This is a genomic window from Streptomyces sp. MMBL 11-1, assembly GCF_028622875.1.
Classification (GTDB): Bacteria; Actinomycetota; Actinomycetes; order Streptomycetales; family Streptomycetaceae; genus Streptomyces.
In genome coordinates, this window is sequence record NZ_CP117709.1 from 795,384 (window position 1) to 821,588 (window position 26,205).

A 26,205-nucleotide genomic window follows, 5' to 3' on the forward strand; every position below is an offset into this window, starting at 1 on the left:
GTCCTTTCCGGGCCGCCGAGCGGTCGGCCGCCGGTGTTCGGTGGTGTGCCGTCAGATGCCGGGGGCGTTCCGGACGGCGGCCGAGGGTCTCAGCACAGACTCGCGGTCTTCCCGCCGTCGATGACGACGTTGCTCCCGGTGATCCATGAGGCGCGGGGAGAGACCAGGAAGCTCACGGCGTCGGCGATGTCCTCGGGCTCCCCGAGCCGCCCGAGCGGGATCTCGGCGGCCCACTGTCCGGTGAGGTCGTCGGGATCTCCGCCGTGGAGTTCGACGATCCGGGTGCGGGCGATCTCCGAGGCCGGTGTCTCCACGTTGCCCAGGCAGACGGAGACGACCCGGATGCCGTCCGGCGCCAGCTCGGCGGAGAGGCCCTTGCTGTACGTCTCCAGCGCGGACTTGGCGGCGGCGTAGTGCAGGAGGTTCGGGTAGGCCGCGACGCTCGCGATCGACGACACGTGGACGATGGCGCCGCCGTTCTCGCGCATGGCGGGCACGAGGGCCGCGTTGAGCCGGACGGCGGCGAGGAAGTTGATGTCCATCGTGTACTGCCAGTCGTTCTCCAGCTCCAGCACGCTCTGGAACGAACGGCAGCCGCCTGCGTTGTTGACGATGATGTCCACCCCGCCCAGCAGCTTCAGCGCGGTGTCGGCGAAGTTCCGCACTCCGTCGGGGGTGCTGAGGTCGGCCGCGACGAACGCGGCGCCCCGCGGTGTGTGCGGGGTCTCGCTGCGGGCCGAGGTGACGACGGTCGCGCCGGCGTCGAGCAGGTTGCGCGCGATGGCCGCGCCGATCCCGCGGCTGCCGCCGGTGACCACGGCACGTCGGCCCGCCAGCTCACCGGACGGTGTGGGGATGCGGCTGCTCTCCGTCGCCATGGGGCTCCACCATTTTCCCTTACGGGCCGTCATACGACCGAAATGGACTGGACGTTGCGTTTTCGCCGACCGGGTGACGCTGTTCCACCGGCCCAAATATCCATGGCCCGACCGGCACGGTCAAACGCATAGCGCCGATGCAATGGATCGCCTTTCGCGATTCAGCGGCACTGTGGTCAACGAAGCGGATTCTCATGCACAATCGTCGGGCGGCCGGACCATTTCCCGAACCGCCTGAGAATTCCCCGCCGATGAGGAAACCAATAAACGTGCGGGATGCCGTCGCGACGGCTCCCGCGACCCGGGAGGACATCATGGCCAGTCTGGATGAACCGTTCACCGTGGGCGGCCTCACGCTCCCCAACCGGATCGTGATGGCCCCGATGACGAGGACGGCGTCTCCCGGCGGCGTACCCGGTCCGGACGTGGCGGAGTACTACGCACGCCGGGCGGCACACCGCGTCGGGCTGATCATCACCGAGGGCACCTACATCGGCCACCCCACCGCCCCCGCGTACGACGGCGTGCCCGAGTTCCACGGCGAACAGGCCCTCGCCGGCTGGGCCCATGTGCTGCGCCGGGTGCACGAGGAGGGCGGCCGGATCATCCCGCAGCTGTGGCACACGGGCGCGGCGCGCACCGCGACCGACCCGCCCGCCGAGGGCCCCTCCGGGATCGGGCTGGACGGCGCCCCGGTGGGACGGGCCATGACGCGGAAGGACATCGACGCCGCGGTGGAGGCGTTCGCGGAGGCCGCCGCGCACGCCGCGCGGCTGGGGTTCGACGGGGTCGAGCTGCACGGCGCGCACGGCTATCTGATCGACGACTTCCTGTGGACCGGCACCAACCGGCGCACCGACCGCTACGGCGGCGACCCGGCCTCCCGGGCCCGGTTCGGCGCCGAGGTCGTGCGGGCGGTCCGCGCGGCCGTCGGTCCGCGGTTCCCGGTCTTCTTCCGTTTCTCCCAGTGGAAGCTCGGCGAGTACGGGGCCCGCACCGCGGCCAGCCCGGAGGAGCTGCGCCTGCTGCTGGAGCCCCTGGCCTCGGCCGGTGTCGACGTGTTTCACGCCTCGACCCGGCGCTACTGGCTGCCGGAGTTCGAGGACAGCGACAGCACGCTCAACCTGGCCGGCTGGATACGCAAGCTCACCGGCAGGCCCACCGTGGCCGTCGGCTCGGTCGGGATGGACCGGCAGTACGGCGAGGGCGACTTCGCCCAGGGCTTCACGGGGCCGTCCGGCGTGACGGGCATCGACGAGCTGGTGGCCCGCCTGGAACGCGACGAGTTCGACCTGGTCGCCGTGGGCCGGTCGTTGCTGGCCAACCCGGACTGGGCGGCGCTGGCGCTCCGGGGTGAGCTGGACCGGGCCGTCCCCTACGACCCGTCCGTGCTGCGGACCCTGGTCTGAGGGACGGTGGCGCCGAAGGTCCCGGCGGAGAGCCGCGCCACCGGGTCCGGGGCTCCGCGGAAAGGGGGCTCGGGCACGGTGGCCCGCGCCCCTCATTTCCCCGGGGCGCATTCCCGATGACCGCGTCCCGGATATCCGCCGGGGCCGGCTCGGCGGCCCGGCCGCACAGACTCGCGTCGTACGTGAGAAATGTCCGCCGCCCTTCGCCCTCCCCGGAAGAACTTCCCGGGGAGGGCGAATTCAGCGACGTACGAAGGGCCATCGAAAGGCCGCATTTTCCCAGGCATTCCGGCCGGCCCTTACGGACCGCCCGGCCGGGGTCCGCTCCGGGCCGGCGGCACCGTCGAGCCGAGCACGTCCAGGAAGGCCATGGCGCGGCCGCTCATCGCCAGACCGGGCATCATGGCGACGCCGAGGGCGGCGGGAGGCAGGTCTCCGGCGATCTCGACCGTGCGGACCGTCCCGCCGTCGAGGGTCGTCGTCGCCTCGGTGCGCTGGTACATCAGGGCGAACCCGGAGTCGGCCGCCACGAGCCCCCGTACCGTCTCGATGCTCGCCGCCCCGATCACGCGCGGCAGGGGGACGCCCGCGTTGGCGAACAGCTTCTCCGTGTGGCGGATGACGTCGGGCGCGTTCAAGGTGACCAGCGGGCGGGCGGCCAGCTCGGCCAGTTCCACCGGTCCGCTCCTGCCCAGGGGGTCGCCGTCGGCCAGCACGGCGTGGACGGGCAGCTCGGCCAGGGCGTGGAACCGGGCGTCCCCGGCCAGGAAGTCGTAGGTGACCGCCAGTTCGCAGCGTCCTTCCCGCAGGAGCGCCGCCAGCCGGTCGGGCGGCTCCTCGTGGACGGTCAACCGGATGTCCGCGTAACGCTGCCGGGTGAGCCGGTGGACGCCGGGCAGCAGGAACGGGGCGAGTGACGGGAGGAAGCCGACGTCGAGCCGGCCGACGGCGTCCCCCGCCAGGGCGTCGCCCCGCGCCTTGAGACTCCTGGCCCGCCCCAGCAGTTCGCGGGCCTCCCGCAGCAGATGGCGCCCGCTCGGGGTGAGAGAGACCCCTCGGGCGTGATGCCGCAGGAGGAGCTGTACGCCGAGTTGGCGCTCCAGCCTCATCACGGCCGAGGAGACCGTCGACTGCGAGGCGCACAACTGCTCCGCCGCCTCCGATATGTTGCCCACTTCGGCGGAGACGACGAAGTACCGCAGTTGCGCGAGGCTGAAGTTCAGGCCGTCGCTCATCACGCGCCTCCGGCCCGGTCCCGCAGGGTGTCCAGCCAGCGGTCGACCGTGAGCGCGGTCGACCCGGCGTGCTCCTCCAGCAGGGAGAAGTGGTCCCCCGCCACGTCGGCCCGCCGGTGCTCCAGGGGCCAGCCGGACCGGGCGTCCTCGCCGAGCAGTTCCAGCAGCGGCCCTTCCCGCTCGGCTCCCGCCAGCAGGGTCGGGGTGGTCACCGGCATCGGGCGCCAGCCGTCGAGCAGTTGCCCGTACCAGGCCATCGCCGTCACCTGTTCGTCGTCGAGGGGCAGGCGCGGGAACCGCTCGATCAGCCGCCGCGTGATCACGGTCATGCCCGGGACCATCGCCGCTCCGGTCGTCCGCGGGGTGTCGAGCAGCACCAGCCCGGCGGGGGGTGCGCCGGCCGCCTCCAGCCGGCGCACCACCTCGTGGGCCAGCCAGCCGCCGGACGAGTAGCCCGCGAGCGCGAACTCCCCGTCCCCGAGCCGTCGGAGCACGGTGGCGGCCAGCCGTTCCGCCGCCGCCTCCAGGTCCGCGGGCAGCGGCTCCCCGGGACGGTAGCCGGGCAGGGAGACCGCCCAGACCCGGCGGCGGCCCCGGAGCGCGCCGGCGAAGTTCACGTACTGGTGGGCCCCGGTGGGGGCGATCAGTGACGGCAGGCAGACCAGGTCGGGCCCCTGCCGTCCGTCCGACAGCCTCAGCAGCTCCGGCTCGTCGCACGCTCCGGCCGCGAGGACCGGCCGGAGCCGGGCGGCCATCGACAGCAGGTCACCGGCCTGCTGCGGGGTTCCGGCCTCCAGCACCGTATGGAACAGGGTGGCGACGGAGCGGGGGGAGTCCGCCGACGGCCGCGGCGCGGGCCCAGGGGCGGGCCGGCCCCCCGCAGCCGGGTTCAGGCGCGCCACGAGGGCGTCCACGTGCGGGCCGCCGCTCGTGACGAAGTGATCGGCGAGCTCCTCGACGGACTCGGCGTCGAAGAGCAGGGTGGACGAGATCTCGCCGAGGTCCTCCCGCAGGGCGTTCGTCAACTGGAGCACGAGGATGGAGTCCATGCCGTAGTCGCTGAGCGGAGTGGAGAGGGCGATCCGGTCCGCCGGGATACCGAGGGTCTCCGCGGCCCGATCACGGAGGTACCCGGCCAGGGACTCGGCCCGGCTCCCCGGTCCGGCGGCGGACAGGTCGACCGCTCCGCCGGCCAGGAGGTCGGCGGGGGCCTGGACGAAGGCGGGGGCGGAGGGCCGCGGGACGGCGACCGCACCGGGCGGGGGCGGGGAGCCCGCCGCTACCGGGGCCGCCGCTTCCCAGGCCGCCGCTTCCCGGTCCGTCGGTTGACGGTCCGTCGGTTGACGGTCCGTCGCTTTCCGAGCCGTCGCTTTCCGAGCCGTCGGCCGCCGGTCCGTCGGTTGCCCGCGGCCGGGCTTCCGGGCCGCGGGCGTGGCTTCGGCCCGCCGGCCCACGGACTGCCGGGCGAGCCCGTCGCTCTCGGCGGCGATGATCTGCTGCCCCAGCTCCCGTGCCTCCGGCAGGACGGGCACGACCGCCGCGAACCCCTCGCTCTCCAGCACCTTCCGCCAGTTCTCGGGCGACAGCGCCGGCGAACCCGGAATGCGCAGCGCGTCGTCCTCGAAGAGCCACCAGCCCTCCAGCAGACCGAACGTGAGGTGGCTGGAGATGTCGAAGGCAGCGAGTTCGTTGAGCAGGAGCCACCCTCCGTCGCGCAGGGCCGCCTTCGCGTTGCGGATCGTGTTCCGGGTGTCGCGCGTCGCGTGCAGCACGTTGGCGGCGACGACCAGGTCGTAGCCCCCGCTCTCCACCCCCTGCTGCCCGGCCAGCGGCCGCTCGGCGTCGAACCGGGCGTAGGAGAGGTACGGCACGCCGGGTCCGTACGCGGTACGGGCGTGGTTCAGGAACGCCTTCGAGAGATCGGTGTACGTGTAGGTCTCGATGTGGTCCTGGAAGGGGCGCAGCGCCGCGAACATGCCGACGCTGGTTCCGCCCGTGCCGGCGCCGATCTCCAGGACGCGGAGTCGTGCCGCGGGGTCCAGGCGCAGCCGTTCCCCGACGACGGCGACCGCGGCGTCGGCCATGGCGCGGTTGTACAGGTCGGCGACCCGGTTGTCGCGGTAGGTTCCTTCGACGAGTTCGACGGAGCCGCGCGGGAACAGGATGTCGGTCGGCCTGGTCACACCGGTGAGGATGCCGGGGAGCGCCCGGAGCGTGGCGTCGAGCAGGGCGAGTTCGGCCGCCTTGTCGGGGTCGGTGGACCAGCGGGCGCGGCTCTCGTCCCACTCGCGGAGGAGGACGTCCGGCGACGGGGCCGTGTCCGGCACGAAGCGGAGCGCGTGGTCGAGCCAGGTCGCGTACCGGTCCAGGATCCCGGCGCGCCGGCGGAGCCGGTCGATGTCGCCGGGGGACGTGGGAGTTCCGGGGCCGCGCAGCCCGCCGAGCGCCTGCAGGTGGCCGCGGACCATCCTCGCCAGGAGGGGATCGCGGTCATGGGCGCGCCACGCGGCGATCGCGCGCATCTCCCCCCACTCGGCGGGCAGGGCGGCGGCCGAAGCGACGAGGGCGGGCGCGACGCGGTTCCGTGCCCTGGGGTGGACGGTGATCCGCGTCGTCGCGTCGAGCGCCTCGATGGCGTCGAGGTCCTTCATCTTGATGAAGCTCAACTGGCGCTGGGGGCCGCCGAGCAGCGTGTCGAGCGCGTCCATCGCCTCCGGCGCCTCGATCGAGAGGAGGCCCCAGCGCGCCATGTGCTCCTTGTGCCGCTCGGTCGAGGCGCTGCCGACGCTCCCCCACCATCCCCAGTTCATCACCTTGACCGGGCAGGGCCAGTGCCGGTCGAGGAAGTGGGCGTAGGCGTCGCCGAAGGTGCAGCCCGCCGCGTAGTTGCTCTGGCCCGCCGCCGTGGTGAACGACTGGACGGAAGAGAAGAACAGGGCGAAGTCCAGCGCCTCGTCCGCGAAGACCTCGGCCATGGCCACTCCGACGTCGACCTTCGCGGCGAGGCTCGCCCGCAGGGTCGCCTCGTCCATCCGTGCCAGGCTCTGGTCCCGCAGGTCGAGCGCCGCCTGGACGATGCCGTGGATGCGCGGGTGGCGGCGTTTGATCTCCTTGTGGGCGAGGCTCAGCGAGGCGGGGTCGGCGGCGTCGGCGGACAGGTAGCTCACCCGGCCGCCGGCCTCGGCCAGCCGTGCGTCGATCGACGCGTCCCGCGGTCGTCGGCCGATCCAGATCACGTGGGCGTCGTGGTTCCGCACGACGTGCCGGGTCCACTGGGCGCCGAGTCCGCCGGCGCCGCCGATCACGACGTAGACGCCGCTCTGCCGGTACGGGGCGGGCCGGGGGTCGCCGGGCTCGTTCGGCGCCCAGCGACGCGCCAGCCACTGGCCCGCGCGGTGGGCCAGGGGGTCGTCGCCGGTACGGCCGGGGGGCGTCAGGAGGTCGTCGGGCAGCTCGGCGGTGTCGAGGTCGGCCCGGCGGACGGACCAGTTCGCGTACTCCTGTGCGAGCGACCCGAAGAAGCCGTGCAGCCCGGCGTGGGCGGGTGCGGTCGGCTCGTCGTCGTACGTGGCGAGGGCGCGGCATGTGACCAGGGTGATGCGGAGCGGGCGCGCGTCGTGTCCGGTGCGGACGAGGGCCTTGGCCGTACGGAAGGCCGCGATGACACCTCCCTCCTGGGCAGCGGTGAACCCGGCGGTGTCGGTCGGCGGGAGAGCCGCCCCGTCATCCGGCCCGGCACCGGGCGCGATCCAGACGAGGTGGCCGACCGGCCCCGTGGACCGGAGCCGTACGGCGATCTCGTCGGTCGTCGCGCCGGGGGCGAGGTCCCACGGGGTGGCGCCCGGGTGCCGGCCGACGAGTGCGGCCCGCTGTTCGGCCGTGCCTCCCACCACGAGGACGTGATCCGTGGGGTCCGGGGCGTGCTCGCCCGGGGCGTGCGTGGCCACGGGCTCCCAGACGGGTGCGAACAGGGAGGGGACCGGCGCCTTGAGGCGGCGCGAGGTGTAGCCGGTCATCCGTACGCAGACCCGGCCGTCGTGGTCGGTGATGTCCACGTCGAGCCGGCTCAGCGCGGTCGCCGGCCCGGCCCCGTCGGCGACGCGGACGACGGCCCGCGCCGAGGACGGGCACGGGGCGAGGAGTTCGAACCGGTCGAGCGCGAACGGCACCGCGGTCTCCGGGTCGGCCGGTCCGTCGGTGAGGTGCAGCGCGATGGACGCCTGGATGGCGGAGTCCAGGAGCGCCGGGGGAAGAACAGCTCCGCCGTCGGCGGGGTCCGCGCCTGCCGGGAGTTCCAGCTCGGCGAGGACGGTCCCGGTGCCGGTGTCGACGTACGCCTCGCGGATGGCCCGGAGCGACGGCCCGTGGACGATGCCCATCGACGCGAGCGCCTCGCGGACGCGTTCGGCGGACACGGTCGTCGTGCAGGCCGTACGGAGGGACGTGAGGTCGACGGGTGCGGGACGGGTCGTGCCGGTGCGGGACACACGCCCGGTGGAGAGGACGGTGGGGTCGGCGCCCCGGTCCGCCCGTGCGGTGATCTCGAAGGTGAGCTGGTCGTCGTCGCCGGGTTTCACCAGGACGTCGACGCCCAGGGGTCCTTCGCCCCCGGCGGTGGCCGGCCGTACCCAGGTGATGTCGCGCATCAGCAGGGGGGCCGTCGCGTCCGCGCCCCAGAGTCGCACCGCGGTCTCCCGCGCCAGTTCGAGGTGGACGACGCCGGGAAGGACGCGCTGTCCGCGCACCGTGTGGTCACGCAGGACGGGGGCGGCGTCCGTGAACACCGCGGAGGCGCGCAGTGCGCCGGGAGAGTCCGCTGCCTTCGATATCCGTTGGATCAGCGGGTGTCCCGCCGCCGGGCGTGGTCGGGAAGTGACGGGGACGGGCCGTGGCGCGGCGGGCGGCGGACCGGCCCAGTGGCTCTCCCGGGCGAACGGGTAGGTGGGCAGGGGGACCCGCCGGTGGGATCCGGCCGGGTAGAGCGCACCGTAGTCGAGTGCGGTGCCCCGGACGAAGCACTCGGCGAGGACGGTGAGGTCCGCACGGTAGCTCTCGACGTCCGCCCGGCGGTTCTCGGCGTCGGAGCCGTACGCGTCCGCCAGTGCGTTCCCGGCCTCCGCACCGTACTGCTCCGCTTCCGTTCCGGTGGCGGTGAATCGCGCGCAGCGCTCCAGGGATGCCTCGCCCCGGCTCGTGTCCGCGCCCGGCCGGCCCTCGCCCTCGGCCGCCCGGCCGGTGAACGCCCGCGTTCCGTCGAGCCCCGCGTCGAGGATCCGCAACAGCTCGGCGCGGTCCTTCGCCACGCAGGCGAACCGGTGGGGGAAGCGGTCCCTTCCCACCGTGAGCGTGTACGCGAGGTCGCCGAGGTCCGGGGCGTCCTCGTGGCGGATGCGCTCGGCCAGCCGGGAGACCTGCTGGGCCAGTTGCTCCCGCGAGTGCGCCGAGAGGACGACCAGCCGCATGGGCTCGGGCGTACGGGAGCCGGTCCGCGTGGTGTCGGGCGCCTCCTCGACGACGAGGTGGGCGTTGGTGCCGCTCGCGCCGAAGGAGCTGACGGCACCCCGGCGGGGCCCGCCGTCGGACGGCGGTTCCCACGCGTGGTCGCGCGTGCTCAGGTAGAAGGGGCTGGTGTCGAGGTCGATGGCGCTGTTGGCCTTCTCGAAGTGCAGCGAAGCCGGGATCCGGCGGTGCCGCATCGCGAGGAGGATCTTGAAGACCCCCGCGACGCCGGCGGCGAACTGGGTGTGCCCGAGGTTCGACTTGACGGAGCCCAGCGCGCAGTAGCCGGTCCTCTCCGGGCCGGCCCGGAAGACCCGGCTGAGCGCCGAGAACTCGATGGGGTCCCCGAGCGGGGTGCCGGTTCCGTGCGCCTCCAGGAGCTGGATGGACCCGGCGTCGATGCCGCCGGCCGCGTGGACGTCGCGGAGCAGGGCCTCCTGCGACACGGAGCTGGGCGCGGTGATGCCGTTGGTCGCACCGTCGTGGTTGCTGCCCGTGGCGCGGATGACGCCGTGGATGTGGTCCCCGTCGGCGATCGCGTCGTCCAGCCGCTTGAGCACGAGGACGCCGACGCCCTCACCGGGGACGAAGCCGTCGGCGCGGTGGTCGAAGGTGTGGCAGCGGCCCGTCGGCGAGAGCATCCCGGCCCGCCCGGCCAGCTCGTAGAGGCGGGGGGTCGTCTGGACGAAGACGCCGCCCGCCAGCGCCATGTCCGTCTCGCCCGACCGGAGCCCCCGGCAGGCGAGGTCGATCGCGATGAGCGAGCTGGAGCACGCCGTGTCCACCGCGAGCGCGGGGCCCTTCAGGTTGAGGACGTAGGAGACACGGGCCGGGATCAGCGATGCCATGTTCCCCCAGAAGGCATGGGCCGGACCGTTCTCCCCGACCAGCTCGTGGTAGTCGCCGTTCCAGCAGCCCACGTACACGCCGCAGCGGGACCCGCTCAGCTGCCGCCCGGCGTGGCCCGCGTCCTCCAGGGCCTTCCACGCCTCTTCCAGGAGCAGTCGCTGCTGGGGGTCCATGACGGCGGCCTCGACGCCCGAGATGCCGAAGAAGAGCGGGTCGAACCGGTCGATGCCGTCGAGGAAGCCTCCCCGCGTGCAGCGCGCGGATCCGTCGGCTCCGGTGGCCGGGAGGTCCCAGCGGGTCGCTTCGGTGATGAGGTCGTCGCCGTTCGCCAGATGGGTCCACAGCTCGTCGAGGGTGTCGGAACCGGCGAACCGCCCGCTCATCCCGACCACGGCGATCGGTGCGGGGCCGGTCGACGGCCCGACGGGAACGGTGCCGCCGGCGGTCGCCGGGCGGGCGGCGGTGACACCGCTCCGTTCCCGGGCCGGGGCGGCAGCCGGGGCCGGGGCGGGAGCCGGGGCCACGGGGGCCGGAGGAACGGGGGCGGGGACGGGGTCCGCCACGGGCCCGTACTCCGCGAGCAGATGCGCGGCGAGGCGGTCGGCGGAGCTGTGGTCGAAGACGACATCGGTCGAGAGGTCGGTTCCCAGCTCCTCGTTGAGCACATGGACGAGCCGGACGGCGAGGATGGAGTCGAGGCCGTAGTCGGCGAAGGCGAGCCGGCCCTCGATCTCGTCCGGCGGCATGGCCAGGACGTCCCCGATCTTCGCGCGTACCAGCCGCGCGACCCGTTCGCCGGGTGCGGTTGCGGCCGGCTCCTCGGGTGCTGTCGCGGTGCGCGGCGCGGCGGGAGCGTCGGCCGGGGCGCCGGTGGGCGCACCCGTGCGGACACCGGCGCCGGTCGCGTCCCCGGCCGGCTCCAGGTCGCCGATCCAGAACCGGTCCCTCGCGAACGGGTACGTCGGCAGGGAGATCCGGCGGGGCGGCGGCACCGCCCCGGGGAGTGCCCGCCAGTCCAGGTCCATCCCGCCCGCCCAGAGCGCGGCCAGCCTGTCGTGCCCGCCCTCGCGGCCCCACCGTTCGGCGAGGAGTTCCCGGAGGTCGTCGTCGGCCCGGATCCCGGGGCCCGCGCCCCGGTCCTGCCCGGCGCTGCCCCGGTGCAGTCCAGGTGCGGTCCCGTCACCGGTCTCGGCGAACGCGCCGAGCACCCGCCGGAGTTCGCTCAACGAGAGCACCGTCACCGCCAGGCGCTCCTTCATCGCCTCGCGTCCGGACCGCAGGGTGAACGCGAGGTCCGCCAGGCGGACCGTCCGCCCCTGCGCCTCCTCCTGTTCGAGGAAGGCCACCAGGCGCGCGGCGCAGTGCCGCAGCCCCTCCGAGGTCCGTGCCGACAGGACGACGAGCTGCTCGCCGTCGTCGGCGCGCTCGGCGGGGGCGGTGTCCGCCACGTACTCCTCGATGATCACGTGCGCGTTCGAGCCGCCGGCCCCGAAGGAGGAGACCGCCGTGACGCGCGGCCGTACGGACTCCCAGGGCGCGAGGGTCCGTTGGAGGCGGAACGGCGTCTCCTCGAAGCTGATGCCGGGGTTCGGTTCCTCGGCGTGCAGGCTCGGGACGAGGGTGCGGTGCCGGAGCTGGAGGACGGCCTTGGTGACACCGGCGATGCCCGCGGCTGCCTCCAGGTGTCCGATCACCGACTTCACGGAGCCGATCGCGCAGAACTGCCGGTCCCCGGTGAACTTCTCGAAGGCGAGCGAGAGCCCCTTCACCTCGATCGGGTCGCCCAGTTCCGTGCCGGTGCCGTGCGCCTCGACGTAGCCGACCTCGCGCGCCGAGATCCCGGCCCGGGTCAGCGCGTCGCCGATCAGTTCCGCCTGGGCGGCCGGGCTGGGCACCGTGTAGCCGTTGGACCGGCCACCGTGGTTGATGCTCGTGCCCCGGACCACGGCGAGCACCCGGTCCCCGTCCGCGAGTGCGCGCGTCAGCGGTTTCAGCAGCACCGCGCCGACGCCCTCACCGGGGACGAACCCGTCGGCGCCGCTGCCGAAACTCCGTACCCGGGACTGCGCGGACAGCATGCCGGAACGGCAGAGTTCGACGTAGTCGGACGGGTGCAGATACAGGTTCACGCCCCCGGCGACGGCCAGCTCGCAGGAGCCCCGGCGCAGATGCTCGCAGGCTTCGTGGATCGCCGTGAGCGAGGACGAGCACATGGTGTCGATCGTCAGGCTGGGGCCCCGGAGGTCGAGGACGTAGGAGGTACGGGCGCTGAGCGAGGCGAACGAGAGCGCGGGGGCGACCCGCTCGCCGGACGGCAACCGGGCCTCGCCGTGCCGTGCGTGGCCGGACTTGGTCACACCGGCGAAGACGCCGACGCGCCGCTGGTGCCGACGGGCCAACTCCTCGCGGGTGTAGCCCGCGTCCTCGATCACTTCCCAGGACGCCTGGAGGAACAGGCGCTCCTGCGGGTCCATGGCGTACGCGTCGCGCGGCGCGATCCGGAAGAAGTGCGGGTCGAACGCGTCGAATTCCTCCAGGAATCCACCCCACTTGCTGTAGCTGCGTCCGGTGGCGACGGCGGTGGCGCGGTCCGGCTCGTAGAAGCCGTCCAGCGGCCACCGGTCCCGGGGGATCTCGGTGATGCGGTCGCGTCCGGCCGTGAGACGCTGCCAGAACTCGTCGGTGTTCCGCGCGCCCGGATAACGCCCGCTCATCCCGATGATCGCGATGGCGTCGTCCCGTGCGGGCGCACCGGACGGTCCGGCCGCGGCCCGAGGAGCTTCGGGGGCTCCGGGAGCCGTGGAGGTCTCCTGGCCGGTCCGGGTCAGGGGGCCCGTGAGGCGCCCGGCGACGGCGCGCAGGGTCGGTGCTTCGTAGAAGAGCGTCGTCGAGGTCTCCCCGAACACGGTGTGCAGCTCCCTGTTGAGCTGGACGACCATGACCGAGTCGAGGGCCAGGTCGTCGAGCGGCCGGTCGGGGTCGATGGCGTGCAGGGGCAGCTTCGTGACCTGGGCGAAGATCCCGAGGACCGACCGGAGGGTCTCCCGGTCCGGGTCCACCGCGCCGACCGTGCCCGATGCGGACGCCGGTACGGACATCGGTACCGACTCCGGTACGGGGGCGGACGCGGAGGCCGGGGCGGGTGCGGCCTTCTCCGGCTCACCGTGGTGCACCCAGATCTGGTCCTCGCCGGCCTCGGCGAGGCGCCAGGCGTCCAGCAGGGCGTCGAGCCCGGCGTCCGACTCCATGGGGACGAGGCCGCGGTGACGCCGGAGGTAGGCGCGGGTCGCGTCGTCGACCGCCATCCCGCCGTCCTTCCAGAGCGGCCACGCGATCGAGACCGTGCGGCCCGATCGCCCGCCCGCCGCGACGCGTGCGTTGCGGCGGGCGGCGAACGTGCCGAGGTGGGCGTTGGCCGTGGCGTAGTCGGACTGGCCGGGGTTGCCCGTGACGGCCGCGCCGGACGAGAAGAGGACGAAGGATTCCAGCGGCAGGTCCGCCGTGGCCCGGTCCAGGTGGACCGCGCCGTCGATCTTCGGGGCGTGGACCTGTGCCCATTCCTCAGGGGTCTTGTCCTTGACGTACGCGTCGTGGATCACGCCCGCGGCGTGGATGACTCCGTGGACGGCGCCGCTCCGCTCCCGTACCTCCGCCACGAGATGGCGCACCTCCTCCCAGCGGGAGACGTCCGCGACGGCGTACCGGGCCTCCGCGCCCGCCTCCCGCAGTTCGGCGACGAGCCGGTCGGTCCGGGGGCCCGGTGCGGACCGGCCGACGAGGACGAGCTCCGGGCGTTCGGTGTCCCGGGCGATCCGGCGGGCGACGACGGCCCCGATGCCGCCGGCCCCGCCGGTGATCAGGTACGTGCCTCCCGAACGCCACGGCGTGCCCGTGCCGTCGGCCGTGCGGGGCGCCCAGGTCCGGACGTGGCGTCCGGTGTCCCGGAGGAGGACGAGAGGGTCGTCGGCGTGCCGTGCGTTCTCCAGGACCGCGTCCGCGATCCGGTGGCGGTCGCTCGCCCCGTCGAGGAGGAGGACCTGCCCGGTGGCACCCGGGTTCTCCAGAGCCGTCGTGCGCAGGAGCGCCGAGAGGGCCGGTCCGGCCTCCTCGTCCTCGGTGGCCGATGTCACCACCTGCACCAGAGCGGTTCCGTCCCGCGCCTCCCCCGCGAGCGTCCGGACGAGCTCGAAGACCTGCAGGGACAGATCGGTGAAGCGGGTCTCCGGGCGCTGCCTGGCCGTCGTGACGGCGTAGCAGCGCACCCCCGGCAGCAGTGCCTCGACGCCGTCCCGCAGGGACGCGGGCGTTCCGCACAGGATGACCGCGTGATGGCGGTACGGGGACCCGGCGGCGGGGCCGGGGTGGGCGGTGGCGGGCCTCGGCGTCCACCGGGGCACGAGAAGCGTCGTCCCGGAGGGGGCATCGAGAGCGGGTCGCCGATCGGGCTCGGGGACGGGGGGACGCTCCCGGCCGGGGGTGGGGGCCGCCCGGGTGGGCGCGGGGGCCGGGGTGGGTGCGGGGGCCGCCGCGCTCCGGGGAATCCAGTACCGGTCGCGTGCGAACGGATAGGCCGGAAGGTGCGCGCGCCTCGGCGTTCCGGCACCGTCGGGCCCGTACAGCTGGTGCCACTCGGCCTCGCCCCCGCCGCACCACCGGGTGATCATCCCGGTGAGACCGTCCGGGTCCTGACCGGGGGCGGGGTCCGGTCCGCCCCCCGAGCCGTCGATGAACGCCCGGAGCCGGGAGATGAGTTCCGCACGGGAGGAGACGGCCCAGCCGACCCGTTCGGCCATGGCCTCCCGTCCGGTCTGGAGCGTCCACGCGAGGGAACGGAGGGCATCGGTGTGACGGGCGTCCTCCAGGTGTGCGAGCAGACCCCGGGCCCGCTCGCGCAGCTCCCGCTCCGTGCGCGCCGAGAGGGGCACGGCGACCCGGCGGCCCCCGGCGGCGTCCAGATCCCGTGCCGAAGCCGCCTCCTGGCCCCGGCCCGGGTACTCCTCCACGACGACGTGGCAGTTCGCACCACCGAAGCCGAAGCTGCTGATCCCCGCCCGCCGGGGAACGGGCGCACCGTGCCGGTCGGTCACCCGCTCCCAGGGCTCGCTCGCGCGGACGATGCGGAACGGGCTGCCGTCGAGCTGTACGTAGGGGTTGATCTCGTCGCAGTTGCGGGAGGGCGGCAGGGTGCCGTGTTCCATCGCGAGGACGGTCTTGAGCAGGCCCGCGATGCCGGCGGCGGCCTCCAGATGCCCGATGTTGGCCTTCACGGAGCCGAGTACGCAGGTTCCTCCGCCGTCGCTCCCCAGCCGCCGGAAGGCGCTCCGCAGCGCCTGCACCTCGACGGGGTCGCCCAGGGAGGTGCCGGTGCCGTGGGCCTCCAGATAGCCGATGGTGCTGGGGTCGATGCCGTCCATCGCCCGCACCACGAGGTCCGCCTGGGCGGCCCCGTTGGGCGCGGTGAGGGAGTTCGCCCGCCCTCCGTGGTTCTCGGCGCTCCCCACGACGACGGCGAGGATCGCGTCCCCGTCGCGCTCCGCGGCGGCGAGCGGCTTCAGCACGACCGCGCCGACGCCCTCGCCCCGTACGTAGCCGTTCGCGTCGCTCGCGAAGGGCTTGCACCGTCCGTCCGGGCTCAGCATGCCCGCCCGTGCGGCGCTGACGAACGTGTCCACGCTGAGGAGGAGGTTCACCCCGCCCGCGATCGCCGCGTCGCACGCCCCGGACCGGAGCGCTTCGACGGCCCGGTGGACGGCGACGAGCGAGCTGGAGCAGGCCGTGTCGACCGGCTCGCTGGGACCATGGATGTCGAGGACGTACGAGATGCGGTTGGCGAGCATGGAGTGGGCGTTGCCCGTGGAGGTGAAGGCGTCCGGCGGGGTGCCGTGGGCGGCGAGCAGTGTCGCGTAGTCGGTGCCCGAGACGCCGAAGAACAGCCCGGTGCTCGCCGGCAGACCGGCGGGGGCGTACCCGCTGTGCTCCACCGCGTTCCAGACGGTCTGCAGCGCCAGCCGGTGCTGCGGGTCCATCAGTTCGGCCTCGCGCGGCAGGATGCGGAAGAAGGCGGCGTCGAAGGCGTCCACCCCGTCGAGAACGCCCGCGTGGCGCGGGAAGTCGGACGCCTCCACGATCCGCGCGTACTCCGCGTCGTACCGGTCGACGGGGAAGGCCGTCACCTGGTCGGTCCCGGCGGCCACATTGGCCCAGTACGTGTCCAGGTCGGGGGCGCCGGGGAAACGGCCCGCGGCTCCGATGACGGCGACCGGAAAGGCGGCGCTCGCGGCCGGCGGGCGCGGGGCGGCGCTCGCGGCCGACGGGCGCGGGGCGGCGCTCGCGGCCGACGGGCGCGGGGCGGCGTCGGGGGCCCCGGCCTCCTCCCGGCCGGTCCGGTGTCCGGCGTCGGGGGTGGGCACCGGTGGAGCCTCGGGGGTCCGGGCGGGGGCCCCGGCACGGGCCGGCGCCCCGGCGGACCGCTCGTACGCCGTGCGCAGGGCGGCCGTGTGCTCGGCGACGAGGTGTTCTCCCAGCGACGCGAAGGTGTTGCGGTCGAAGAAAAGCGCGGGGGTCAGCTCGATGCCGAGCCGCTCGCTCGCCTGCCGTGCCAGGGCGACGAGCGAGATCGAGTCGAAGCCGAACGCGTCGAAGCCGGTGCGGGCGTCGAGTTCGTCGGGGTCGAACTTGAGGATGCCGGACGCCAGGCCGCGCAGTTCGTCGACCGCGAAGGCGAGCAGCCCCTCGGCCTCCCCCGGTGTCCTGTCGTCCACTTCTCCGCCCACGCCACCGAGGCCGTCGGCGCCCGCCGTGGTGACGCCCGCTGTCCGTGCCTCCGCCTCCGGGTCCTCCCTCGGTCCTTCGTCGTCGCCGCACCACAGGCCGGCGAGAACACCGGCCACTTCGCCGTCGCGGTCCAGCAGTCCGACCGAGCCCCCGATCCCCTCTCCGTGCGCGGTCACGTCGAAGACGGCGTACGCCACGGAGACCCGGCCGCCCGCTCCGCCCGCTCCGCCCTCGAAGAGCCGGATCTCGTCGATCCGGTGCGGTGCGCTCCACGCCCACCGGGGATCGCCCGTGCGCTTCGCCTCGAACTGCAGACCCTGCGCGACGGCGGAGAGCACCTGCGGGGCGAGCGTGACGTGGGGTCGCACAGGGTCGCACTGGAGCTCGGGCGCGCCGAGCCGCAGCGCGAGGCGTCCGTCCCGCAGGCGGAACACGCTCTCGACGCCCGCGAGTTCGGGGGCGTATCCGACTCCGCCCTCGGCCAGTTCCGCGAGGAAGGCGGCCGGGGAGAGCGGTTCGGCCAGGTCCGGTGCCAGAGCTCCGGGGAGCAGGCCGACGAACGGTTCGGCGTGGGGGTGTCCGGACGGCCGCGTCCCGCCGCCGTCCTCCGCCCGCAGGTCGAACGCCGCCACGGCGGTCCGTCGCCCCGAGGCGTCCTCCGTGTGCACGGCTCCCGTCGCCGTCCTCCCCCCGGAGGCGTCCAGGACCGTCACCAGGCGCGCCGCGGCCGTCCAGTCGACCGGGCCGAGGAGGCGAAGACCGCGCACGACCGATCCGTCGGAGAAGCCGGAGACCTTCGCGGCCGCGATCGCCAGGTCGACGGCGAAGGTGGGGACGATGCCACGGGTCCTGTCCTGCCGCTCCCCCCGGGTGCGGCCGTAGTCCAGGAGATCGTCCAGGTGCACGTCGAGGACGTACCGCACCCCGGTGACGTCCGACGCGTTCCTGCCGAGGAACGGGTGGAGCTTGTCGCGCAGGGCGAGCGGCGCGGTCACGGACGGCGCGCCGTCCTCCCGGGCGACCCAGCACCGTACGCGCTCGAAGGGGTACGCCGGGAGGGAGACGCGGCGGGGCGCGGGCGCGTCCTGTGCGTCGGCCCGCTGCCAGTCGACGCTCTTCCCGCCCACCCAGGCGGTCGCGAGGTCGCGCAGCTCCGCCGTACGGGCGCCGTCGCCCGCGAGCGCGGCGCCGAGGTCCCGGTCGCCCGCCAGACGACGGTCGACGGCGGCCAGCGCCTCGTCCCCGGTACGCGCGAGGAACGCCCACCGGTGCGGGAGTTCGTTCTTGCCGACGCGGAGGGTGTGGGCGACCGACGCGAGGTCGGGCGCCGCCGCCCCCGCGAGGAAGGCACGGAACCGGGTGAGGTACGCCAGCAGCGCGGTGTCGTTCATCGCGGAGAAGACGAGGAGTTCCTCGCGCCCACCGGGTGCGCCGCCGCGCGCGCCGCCGTCCTGCCCCGGGTACTCCTCCAGGATCATGTGGGAGGTCATCCCGCCCGCGCCGATCGAGGTGATCCCGGCCCGGCGCGGATGGGTGGTCTCGCGCCCGTCGACGGTGGTCACCGCCGGCTTCCAGGCGGCGAGCTCCTGCTGCACCCGGAAGGGGGTGCGGGAGAAGTCGATGTCCGGGTTGATCACCGAACTGTGCAGCGAGGGGACCAGCTGTCCCCGCTGGAACTGGAGAAGGACCTTGGCGAGGCCGATCATTCCGGCGGCGTGCAGCAGGTGGCCCAGGTTGGACTTCACCGAGCCGATCGCGCAGAACCCGGTCTCCCGGGTGTACTTCTGGTAGGCGGTGGTCAGCGCCTTGACCTCGATCGGGTCGCCCAGGGACGTTCCCGATCCATGCGCCTCCACGTAGCTGATGGTGCGCGGGTCGACCCCCGCGTCGTCGATCGCCTTCTCGATCGCGCGCGCCTGCATCCTGGGGCTGGGGACGGTGAACCCGTTGCGCACCCCGGCGTTGGCGAGGGCCGTCCCCTTGATGACGGCGTACACGTGGTCGCCGTCGCGCTCGGCCTCGACGAGCGGCTTGAGGACCAGGGCGCCGACGCCCTCCCCGAGGATCGTCCCGTCCGCCCCGAGACCGAAGCTCCGGATCACGTCCGAGTTCGCCGTCGTGAAGTGTTCCTGCGAGGAGCTGATGAGGTTGTACGGGTGCAGGAGCAGGTTCACTCCGCCCGCGACGGCCATGGAGCACTCGCGCGCCCGGAGCATCTGCACGGCCTGGTGGACACAGGTGGAGGATCCCGAGCACATGGTGTCCACGAAGAGCGAGGGCCCGGTGAAGCCGTAGAAGTACGACAGCATGTTGGGCAGCGTCCCCGTGTAGCTGCCGCTCGCCGCGGACCCCCGGGTGAGGCTGTTCTCGAACCCGTAGAGACCGTAGTGGTTGCTCATGGAACCGGCGAGCACACCGACGTCCCCGTCGTACTTCCGGCGTATCGTCTCGCGCGAGTAGCCCGCGTCCTCCAGCGCCTCGACCCCTGCCCGCAGGAACAGCCGGACCTCGGGCGACATGTTCTCGGCCTCGCGCTTGGAGATGCGGAAGTAGCGGGGGTCGAATGTGTCGATGTCCTGGAGGAACGTTCCGGTACGGATGGAACTCTTGCCGAGGACGCCGCGGTCGCGGTTGTAGATCGCGTCGTGGTCCCAGCGTTCGCGCGGCACCTCGCGGAACTCGTGGCGGCCCTCTTCGAGTACGGACCAGAGCTCGTCCAGGGTGTCGGCGCCGGGGTAGCTGCCGGAGACGCCGATGATCGCGATGTCGTGGTAGTCGTCACGCGCGCCCGGGGCCGCCCGTCGACCCCCGGCGGGCACGGGGACCGCCTCCACGGCCGGAAGGTCGGCCGGGACCGTCTCGGCCGGAAGGTCGGCCGGCGCCGTGTTGACCGGGGCCGGGTCCGTGCTGCCGGCCGGGGCCGTGGTGTCGGCCGCTCGCTCGTCGGACGCTCGTTCGTCGGCCCGGGCCGGGCTCTCGGCGCCGGAGAGCGACCGCAGCGCCCCGGCGTGCTCTGCGACGAAGTACCCGGCGACGCCCGCGATGTCGGTGTACTCGAAGAAGATCGTCTTGGGGAGCGGGCCGAAGAGTTCCTCGAGTGCGGCGGTCGTATCGAGGATGGCGAGCGAGTCGATGCCGTACTCGATGAGGTCGACCGTCTCCTCCAGCGTCCCGGGATCACGGTGGAGCGCCTCGCCCACGACCCGGCGCAGCAGCGCCGTCGCACGGTCCGTCAGTTCTTCGTCGGTGTCGGTGGAGGCGGTGTCGGTGGAGGCGGTGTCGGTGGAGGCGGTGTCGGCGGGAGCGGCGTCCACGGAGGCGGTGACCGGCGCTTTGGGGTGCGCTGGGGCGGCCGTGAGCGTCGCGGCGGCACCGTGCGCCACCACGACGTGCGGGGGCGCGTCGCCCAGGACGCGGCCCAGGAGCCGCAGGCCGTCCTCGGTGGGGAGGGGTTCCCAGCCCCGGTCCCGCCGCATCGTCCTCAGCGTGACCGCGTCCACGGACATCCCGCCGTCGGCCCACAGGGGCCAGCTCACCGCGCGGGTCCTGCCGGTCCGCTCGCCGATGTCGACGAGCGCTTGGCGGTGGTGGGCGAAGGCGTCCAGGAAGGCGTTGGCCGCCGCGTAGTCCGACTGACCCGCGTTGCCGAACACCCCCGCCACCGAGGAGAAGGCGACGAAGAAGTCGAGCGTGAGGCCGCGCGACGCGGCGTCGAGGTGCAGGACCCCGTCGACCTTCGGCGCCAGCACCGTCCGCAGGTCGGAGGGGTCCTTGGTGAAGACGTACGCGTCGCGGAGGACGCCCGCCGCGTGCACGATGCCGTCAATGGTTCCGTGGGCCTCGGTGATGGCGCGGACCGCCCGGTCGACGTCGGTGCGCGACCCCACGTCCACGGGGATGTGGTGGGCGTCGACTCCCGCGTCCCGCAGCTCCCGCAGGGTCGCCTCGCTCCCGGCCGCGAGCTCCGACCGGCCGCTCAGGACGACGGTGACCCCGGCGTGGCGGCCGAAGTAGCGGGCCACGTGCCGTCCGAGCCCGCCGAGGCCGCCCGTGATCCAGTAGACCCCGCCCTCCTTCAGCGGCGGGATCTCCGCCCCGTCGCCCAGGTGCAGTTCTCCGGGCCGTGACGCGTGGCGGGTGCCGTCCGCCCCGTGCCGGATGTCGCAGTCGGCCGACCGGTCCGCCGCCTCCGCCCGCAGGATCTCGGCGATCCGCTCCGGCGTCGCGGCGTCGAGGTCCGCGACGCGCACCACCCGGCCCGAGACGCGCGGGTTCTCCAGGTGGACGGTCCGGAAGAGGCCGGTGAGGGGCGCGTGGTAGTGCCGGGGATGCCGGTCGTCCACGAGTACGACGAACCGCTGCGGCCCTCCGGGCTTCGACCGCACGACGTCGGTGACGTCCCGGAAGACCAGGTCCAGCACGGCCCCTACGCCGTCGGCGACGCGGCCGGGTTCGATGGCGGGGAGCCGTGCGACGGCCCATCCGGTGAACTCCGCCACGGCGGCGCTGTGCCGGGCGGCGCGCCCGCCGAGATACCCCCGTACGACGGGTTCGGGCCCGGTCACGTCGCCCCGTACGACGGGTTCGGGTCCGGTCCCGTCGCGGGGCGCGTCGAGGGGGGCCGGTACCCAGGAGACGGCGGCGGTCACGGTGTTCCCGCCCGTCTCCGGGCCGGTTGCGGGGGCCGCCCCGGCCGGTTCCGTCCGCTGGACCAGTCCGCGCAGACTGACGCTCATGGTGCCCTTCCCGTCGCAGAGGTCGATGTCGAACATGTCGAGTGGGCCGCGGCCCTCGCGCCGCCGCACCCATGCCCAGGTCTCGGGCGCGCAGGGGCCGTGGACCGTGAGTTCCTCGAAGGCGATGGGCAGCACCGGGACGGACCGGCCGCCGCCCGTCGTCGGTGACGTGTCCGCCAGGAGGACGACGGAGGCCTGGAAGGCCGCGTCCAGCACGCTCGGCGGCAGGATGCATCCGGTGCCCCCGGACCCGCCCGCGTCGGGTTCGACGATGCGCGCGACCAGCTCCCTCTCCCCCAACCGCAGTTCCCTCAGCCCGCGCATGGCCGGCCCGTAGTCGAGCCCCCGGTCGCGGAACTCCGCGTACACCTCCGCGTGCCCGCGCTCGCGGGGGCACGCGGCCAGCAGCGCGGCGAGGTCGAGCCGGGCCGGCTCCTGCGCCCCGACGGTCTCGGCCAGCCCCGAGCTGTGCACGGTGCCGGGGGCCGTTCCGGTGGAGATCTCGAAGGCGAAGGCGCCGCCGTCCCTCGGGGTGAGCCCCACCCGGACCTCGGCCGGAGCGCCCCGCACGGTCAGCGGGCGCGACCACCCCATGGTGCGGAGCCGGACGGCCGGCGGCGCCCCGGCGTCCCGCTCCGCCGCACGGGCCACCGCCGCACGGACCATCTCCACCTGCGCCGCCGCCGGCAGCACGGGAGTGCCGCGCACCAGGTGCGCGGCGAGGAACGGCTCCTCCCCGGTGAAGGCCGAGGTGAAGCGCTGCCCTCCGGAGCCGGGGACGGTGGCGTGGAGGAGTGCGTGCGGCACCGCGGCCCGGGACGCGGCTCCCGGCCGCGCCGCCGCCGTCTCCGTACGCCGCGCCCTCGTCCGTGCCGGCTCCGTACGCGCCGGCTCGGTCCGTCCCGGCTGTGTCTCCGTGCACGCGGCCGCCGCGGGCGTCCCGTCCGCCGTCGCGCTGCCCGCCTCGTCGTCCTTCGGCGGAACCCTGAACCAGTGGCGCTCGCGGGCGAACGGATACCCGGGGAGACGCACGCGGCGCGCACCTGCCGTGGGGCCGCCGTCTGTGAGCCGCTCCGCCCAGTCCACCGTCCCGCCGCCCACCCACAGCGTCGCTGTCTTCCTCAGCCCGGCGGTGTCCGCGTCACCGGCACGCACCGCCGCGCCCAGGTGGACCTCTCCCTCGGCCCGCTCACCGTCCGCGAAGCCGGCCAGCATGCCGACGAGTTCGGCACGGTCCGCGACGATGAACGCGACCCGCCTCCGCATCGGGTCGCGGCCGATCCGGAGCGTGTGCGCGATGTCGGCGAGCGTCTGTGCGGGCCGCTCCCGCAGATGGGTGAGCAGCGTGCGCGCGACCTCGCGCAGCCGTTCCGGTGTCCTCGCCGAGAGGGGCACGAGATGCGGGCCCGGCGGATCCGTCCGGCGTGTCCCGTCGGCGAGGTGCTCCTCCAGCACGATGTGCGCGTTCGTGCCGCCGAACCCGAAGGAGCTCACGCCTGCCCGGCGGGGGCGAACGGCGCCGTCCGGCCCCGCGGGCGGCGCCTCCCAGGGCCGGGTCTCGCGGACGACGTGGAACGGGCTGTCGTCGAAGTCGATGAGCCGGTTCTGCTTGCGGAAGTTGACGGTGGCGGGCAGTGCCCGGTGTGCCAGGGAGGCGATCACCTTGGCGATCCCGGCGACCCCGGCGGCCCCTTCCAGGTGCCCGATGTTGGTCTTGACCGAGCCGATCCCGCAACTCGACGGCCGGGCTGTGGTGCCCTGCGCCGCGTGCAGGTTCCGGAAGGCGGTCTTGAGGGCCATGACCTCGATCGGGTCACCGACGGGTGTCCCCGGACCGTGCGCCTCGATGTAGCCGACGGTCTCCGGGCGGATTCCGGCGCGGGTGTAGAGCCCTTCGATCAGGTTCGCCTGCGCGGTGGGGCTGGTGACGGTCAGGGAGCTGGTCCGGCCGCCGTGGTTCGTGGCGACCCCCTTGATGACCGCGTGGACCGGATCGCCGTCCGCGAGGGCCCGTGCAAGGGGCTTGAGCAGGAGCACCGCTCCGCCCTCGCCCCTTACGTAGCCGTCGGCGGCCTGGTCGAAGGCGCTCGCACGGCCGGTCCGCGACAGCATGCCCGCCTGGCTGAAGGCGACGAAGTGCTTCGGCGACCAGATCAGGTTGACCCCGCCCGCCAGGGCGAGGCCGCACTCGCCGTGCCCCAGCGCGCGGACCGCTTCGTACACCGCCACCAGCGAGCTCGAACACGCGGTGTCGTTGGTGATGCTCGGGCCCTGGAGGTCGAGGACGTACGAGATGCGGTTGGCGATGATCGAGTAGGCGGTGCCCGTGGGGAAATAGGCGTCCGTCCGTACCCCTTCGCGCTCCATCAGCTCGGCGTAGTCCGCGTGACAGACGCCCATGAAGACGCCTGTTGCCGTGCCGGCCAGATCGCCTGCCGCGTATCCCGCGTTCTCCACGGCCCGCCAGGCGAGTTCGAGCGCCATCCGCTGCTGCGGGTCCATGCTCTCGGCCTCGCGCGGCGATATCGCGAAGAAGTCGGCGTCGAAGCGGTCCGCGTCCTCGACGAAACCGCCCCAGACGCTGTTGGTCTTCTGCGCCCCGCGCCGGGGGTCTCCGAAGTATCTCTCCTTGGACCAGCGTTCCGGCGGCACCTCCGAGATGAGCGACCGGCCCGCCAGGAGATGTTCGGCGAGTTCCTCCAGAGTCTCGGCGCCGGGGAAGCGCAGAGCGACTCCGATGATCGCGACGTCGTCCGCCGCGGGCGCCGGTACGGTCGCGCTCATCGGGGGCCTCCTGCCCCGTGGAGGGCGTGCCCGGCCGGCCGGGCTCCCCGGGAGCCCCGGAGATCGGCGATCGTGCCCACCTTCAGCTCCGCTTCCAGGTGGCCGTCCTTCCCCCAGTCCCGGCCGCCCACGAACTGCTGGTGGAGGACGGCGGTCGACAGCAGGAGGACGAACGCCTGGTCCTCCTTCGTGCTGATCCCCTCGCTGGGCGTGGCCATGATCTTCGCCACGAGCTTCCTCGCGAAGACGGGGTCGATGCCGTCGATCTTCTTCAGCTCCGTGTCCGAGAGCAGCAGGTCCAGGTAGTCGGGCCGCTGCTCCTTGAAAACGGCCGCACCGGGGGCGCGGTACGGCTGCTTGCGCCGGGCGAGGTTCGACTCCGGCAGCCTTCCCCGGAAGGCCTCCTTGAGGAGGACCTTCTCGTCGGAGCCGTCGTCGAACCGCAGATTGACCGAGGCCGCCGCGCGGACCACCGCGGGGTCGAGGAAGGGGCAGCGGTTCTCGACGCCGTGGGCGAGGCTCATGCGCTCCCCCTGGGTGGAGAGGAGATAGCCGGGCAGCAGGGTCTTGTACTCGAGCCACTGGGCCTTCTGCACAGGACTCAGGGCGGCGTATCCGGGTGTCGATGCCGTCAGCGCCAGGAGGGCCGCGAACGGATCACTTCGGTCCTTCAGCAGTCGTGCGGCGAAGCGGCCGTTCTGGAAGCGGAGTTCGTGCGAGAAGAGACCGGGGAGGCGTTCGACGGCGAACTGCTCGAACAGGCCCTTCAGCCGGGCCCGGTTCGCGGGGCCGAAGTGCCTCAGCTCCGGGTGCAGGCTGCTGATCCGGGCCATGCGTTCGTCGTCGGAGAGGTCGTGCCACGCGGCGCGCAGCAGAGTCTCGCGGAAGAGCGAGTAGCCGAGGAACGCCTCGTCGGCGCCCTCGCCGCTGAGGATCACCTTGATTCCGGCGTCGCGCACATGGCGGGAGAGCAGGTACATGGGCACGAACGCGGTGCGGAACGCCGGGACTTCGGCGTGGTACACAGCCGAGGGGAAGTTCGCGACGATGTCGGCTCCGCGCACGGCGATGGACGAGTGGAGCGTCCCGAGGTGCGAGGCGACCACGTGCTGGCTGCCCGATTCGTCGAAGGCCGCCTCGTCGAACTCCACCGAGAAGGTGCGGACTTCGTGCGGGGAGAGTTCGGTCGCCAGTGCGGTGACGATGGACGAGTCGAGACCGCCGCTCAGGTAGACGCCGACCTCGACGTCGCTCCGCAGCCGCATCTCGACACTTTCGCGGAGGGTGTCGCGGACGAATGCGACCGCTTCCCGGGAGGAGCCGTTGAACGGTTCGACATCGATTTCGAGTTCGGCGTACGTGGTCAGATCCATGCGTCCGTCGCGCACGGTCAGACAGCTCCCCATGGGCAGTTGGCGTATGTGCCGGAAGGGGGACCGGTCGGGCAACGGGGTCCACACGCCGAAAGCGGAGGCGAGTTCGGCGGGGTCCAGCTCGAAGCGGAATCCCGGGAAGGCCTGGAACGCCTTCATCTCCGAGGCGAAGAGGAAATCCCCGCTCCGGCCCGTGCCGCTCCCGTGGCCGCTGTAGAAGAGGGGGCGCTTGCCGTACCTGTCCCGGGCCAGGAAGAGGTCTCCGGACACCGCGTCCCGGAGCGCGAACGCGAACGCGCCGTTGAAACGCCGCAGACAGTCGGCTCCCCATTCGGCCCACGCCTGGAGGACCACTTCGGTGTCCGAGCGGGTGCGGAACCGCCGGCCGAGCCCTCGCAGCTCCTGACGGAGTTCGAGGTGGTTGTACAACTCGCCGTTGAAGCATATCCAGTAGCGGTCCGACGGGTCCGCCATGGGCTGGGCGCCCGTGGAGAGGTCGATGACCGACAGCCTGACCGTGCCCATGGCCACGCCGTCATCCAGGTAGTAGCCCGCCTCGTCCGGGCCCCGGTGGCGGATGAGCGACAGCATCGAGGCCATGACCTCGGGCGTGGCCCCGGCGTCGAGCGAGGGTGAGACGAAGCCTGCGATTCCGCACATGCGGGGTC

General features: G+C 73.5%; 5 protein-coding genes. 1 reads left to right on the forward strand and 4 read right to left on the reverse strand.

Going from position 1 to position 26,205, the window contains the following annotated elements; genetic code table 11:
* Positions 1-89 precede the first annotated feature (89 nt).
* Positions 90-878: an SDR family oxidoreductase gene (locus PSQ21_RS03330; RefSeq protein WP_274028899.1), complete on the reverse strand. Its 789-nt coding sequence runs from the start codon at positions 876-878 to the stop codon at positions 90-92.
* 314 nt (positions 879-1,192) lie between these two features.
* Between PSQ21_RS03330 and PSQ21_RS03335 the strand changes: the two genes are divergently transcribed.
* Complete coding sequence (locus PSQ21_RS03335) at positions 1,193-2,287, forward strand: oxidoreductase (protein WP_274028900.1); 1,095 nt, start codon at positions 1,193-1,195, stop codon at positions 2,285-2,287.
* Positions 2,288-2,586: 299 nt separating this feature from the next.
* Here PSQ21_RS03335 and PSQ21_RS03340 read toward each other — a convergent pair whose 3' ends face one another.
* Genes PSQ21_RS03340 through asnB form a run of 3 tightly spaced genes read right to left on the reverse strand, consistent with a single transcriptional unit; the run spans position 2,587 to position 26,197 of the window.
* Entirely contained in the window at positions 2,587-3,522 is a 936-nt protein-coding gene (locus tag PSQ21_RS03340) for a LysR family transcriptional regulator (protein WP_274028901.1), read from the reverse strand.
* Positions 3,522-24,164, reverse strand: coding sequence for an SDR family NAD(P)-dependent oxidoreductase (locus PSQ21_RS03345; protein ID WP_274028902.1), 20,643 nt, complete (start codon positions 24,162-24,164; stop codon positions 3,522-3,524). The genes PSQ21_RS03340 and PSQ21_RS03345 overlap by 1 nt, the downstream gene beginning before the upstream one ends.
* Positions 24,161-26,197 (reverse strand): asparagine synthase (glutamine-hydrolyzing), encoded by a 2,037-nt coding sequence (gene asnB / locus PSQ21_RS03350; RefSeq protein WP_274028903.1) that lies wholly within the window; start codon positions 26,195-26,197, stop codon positions 24,161-24,163. Before asnB ends, PSQ21_RS03345 begins: the two co-directional genes overlap by 4 nt.
* Positions 26,198-26,205: the final 8 nt, after the last annotated feature.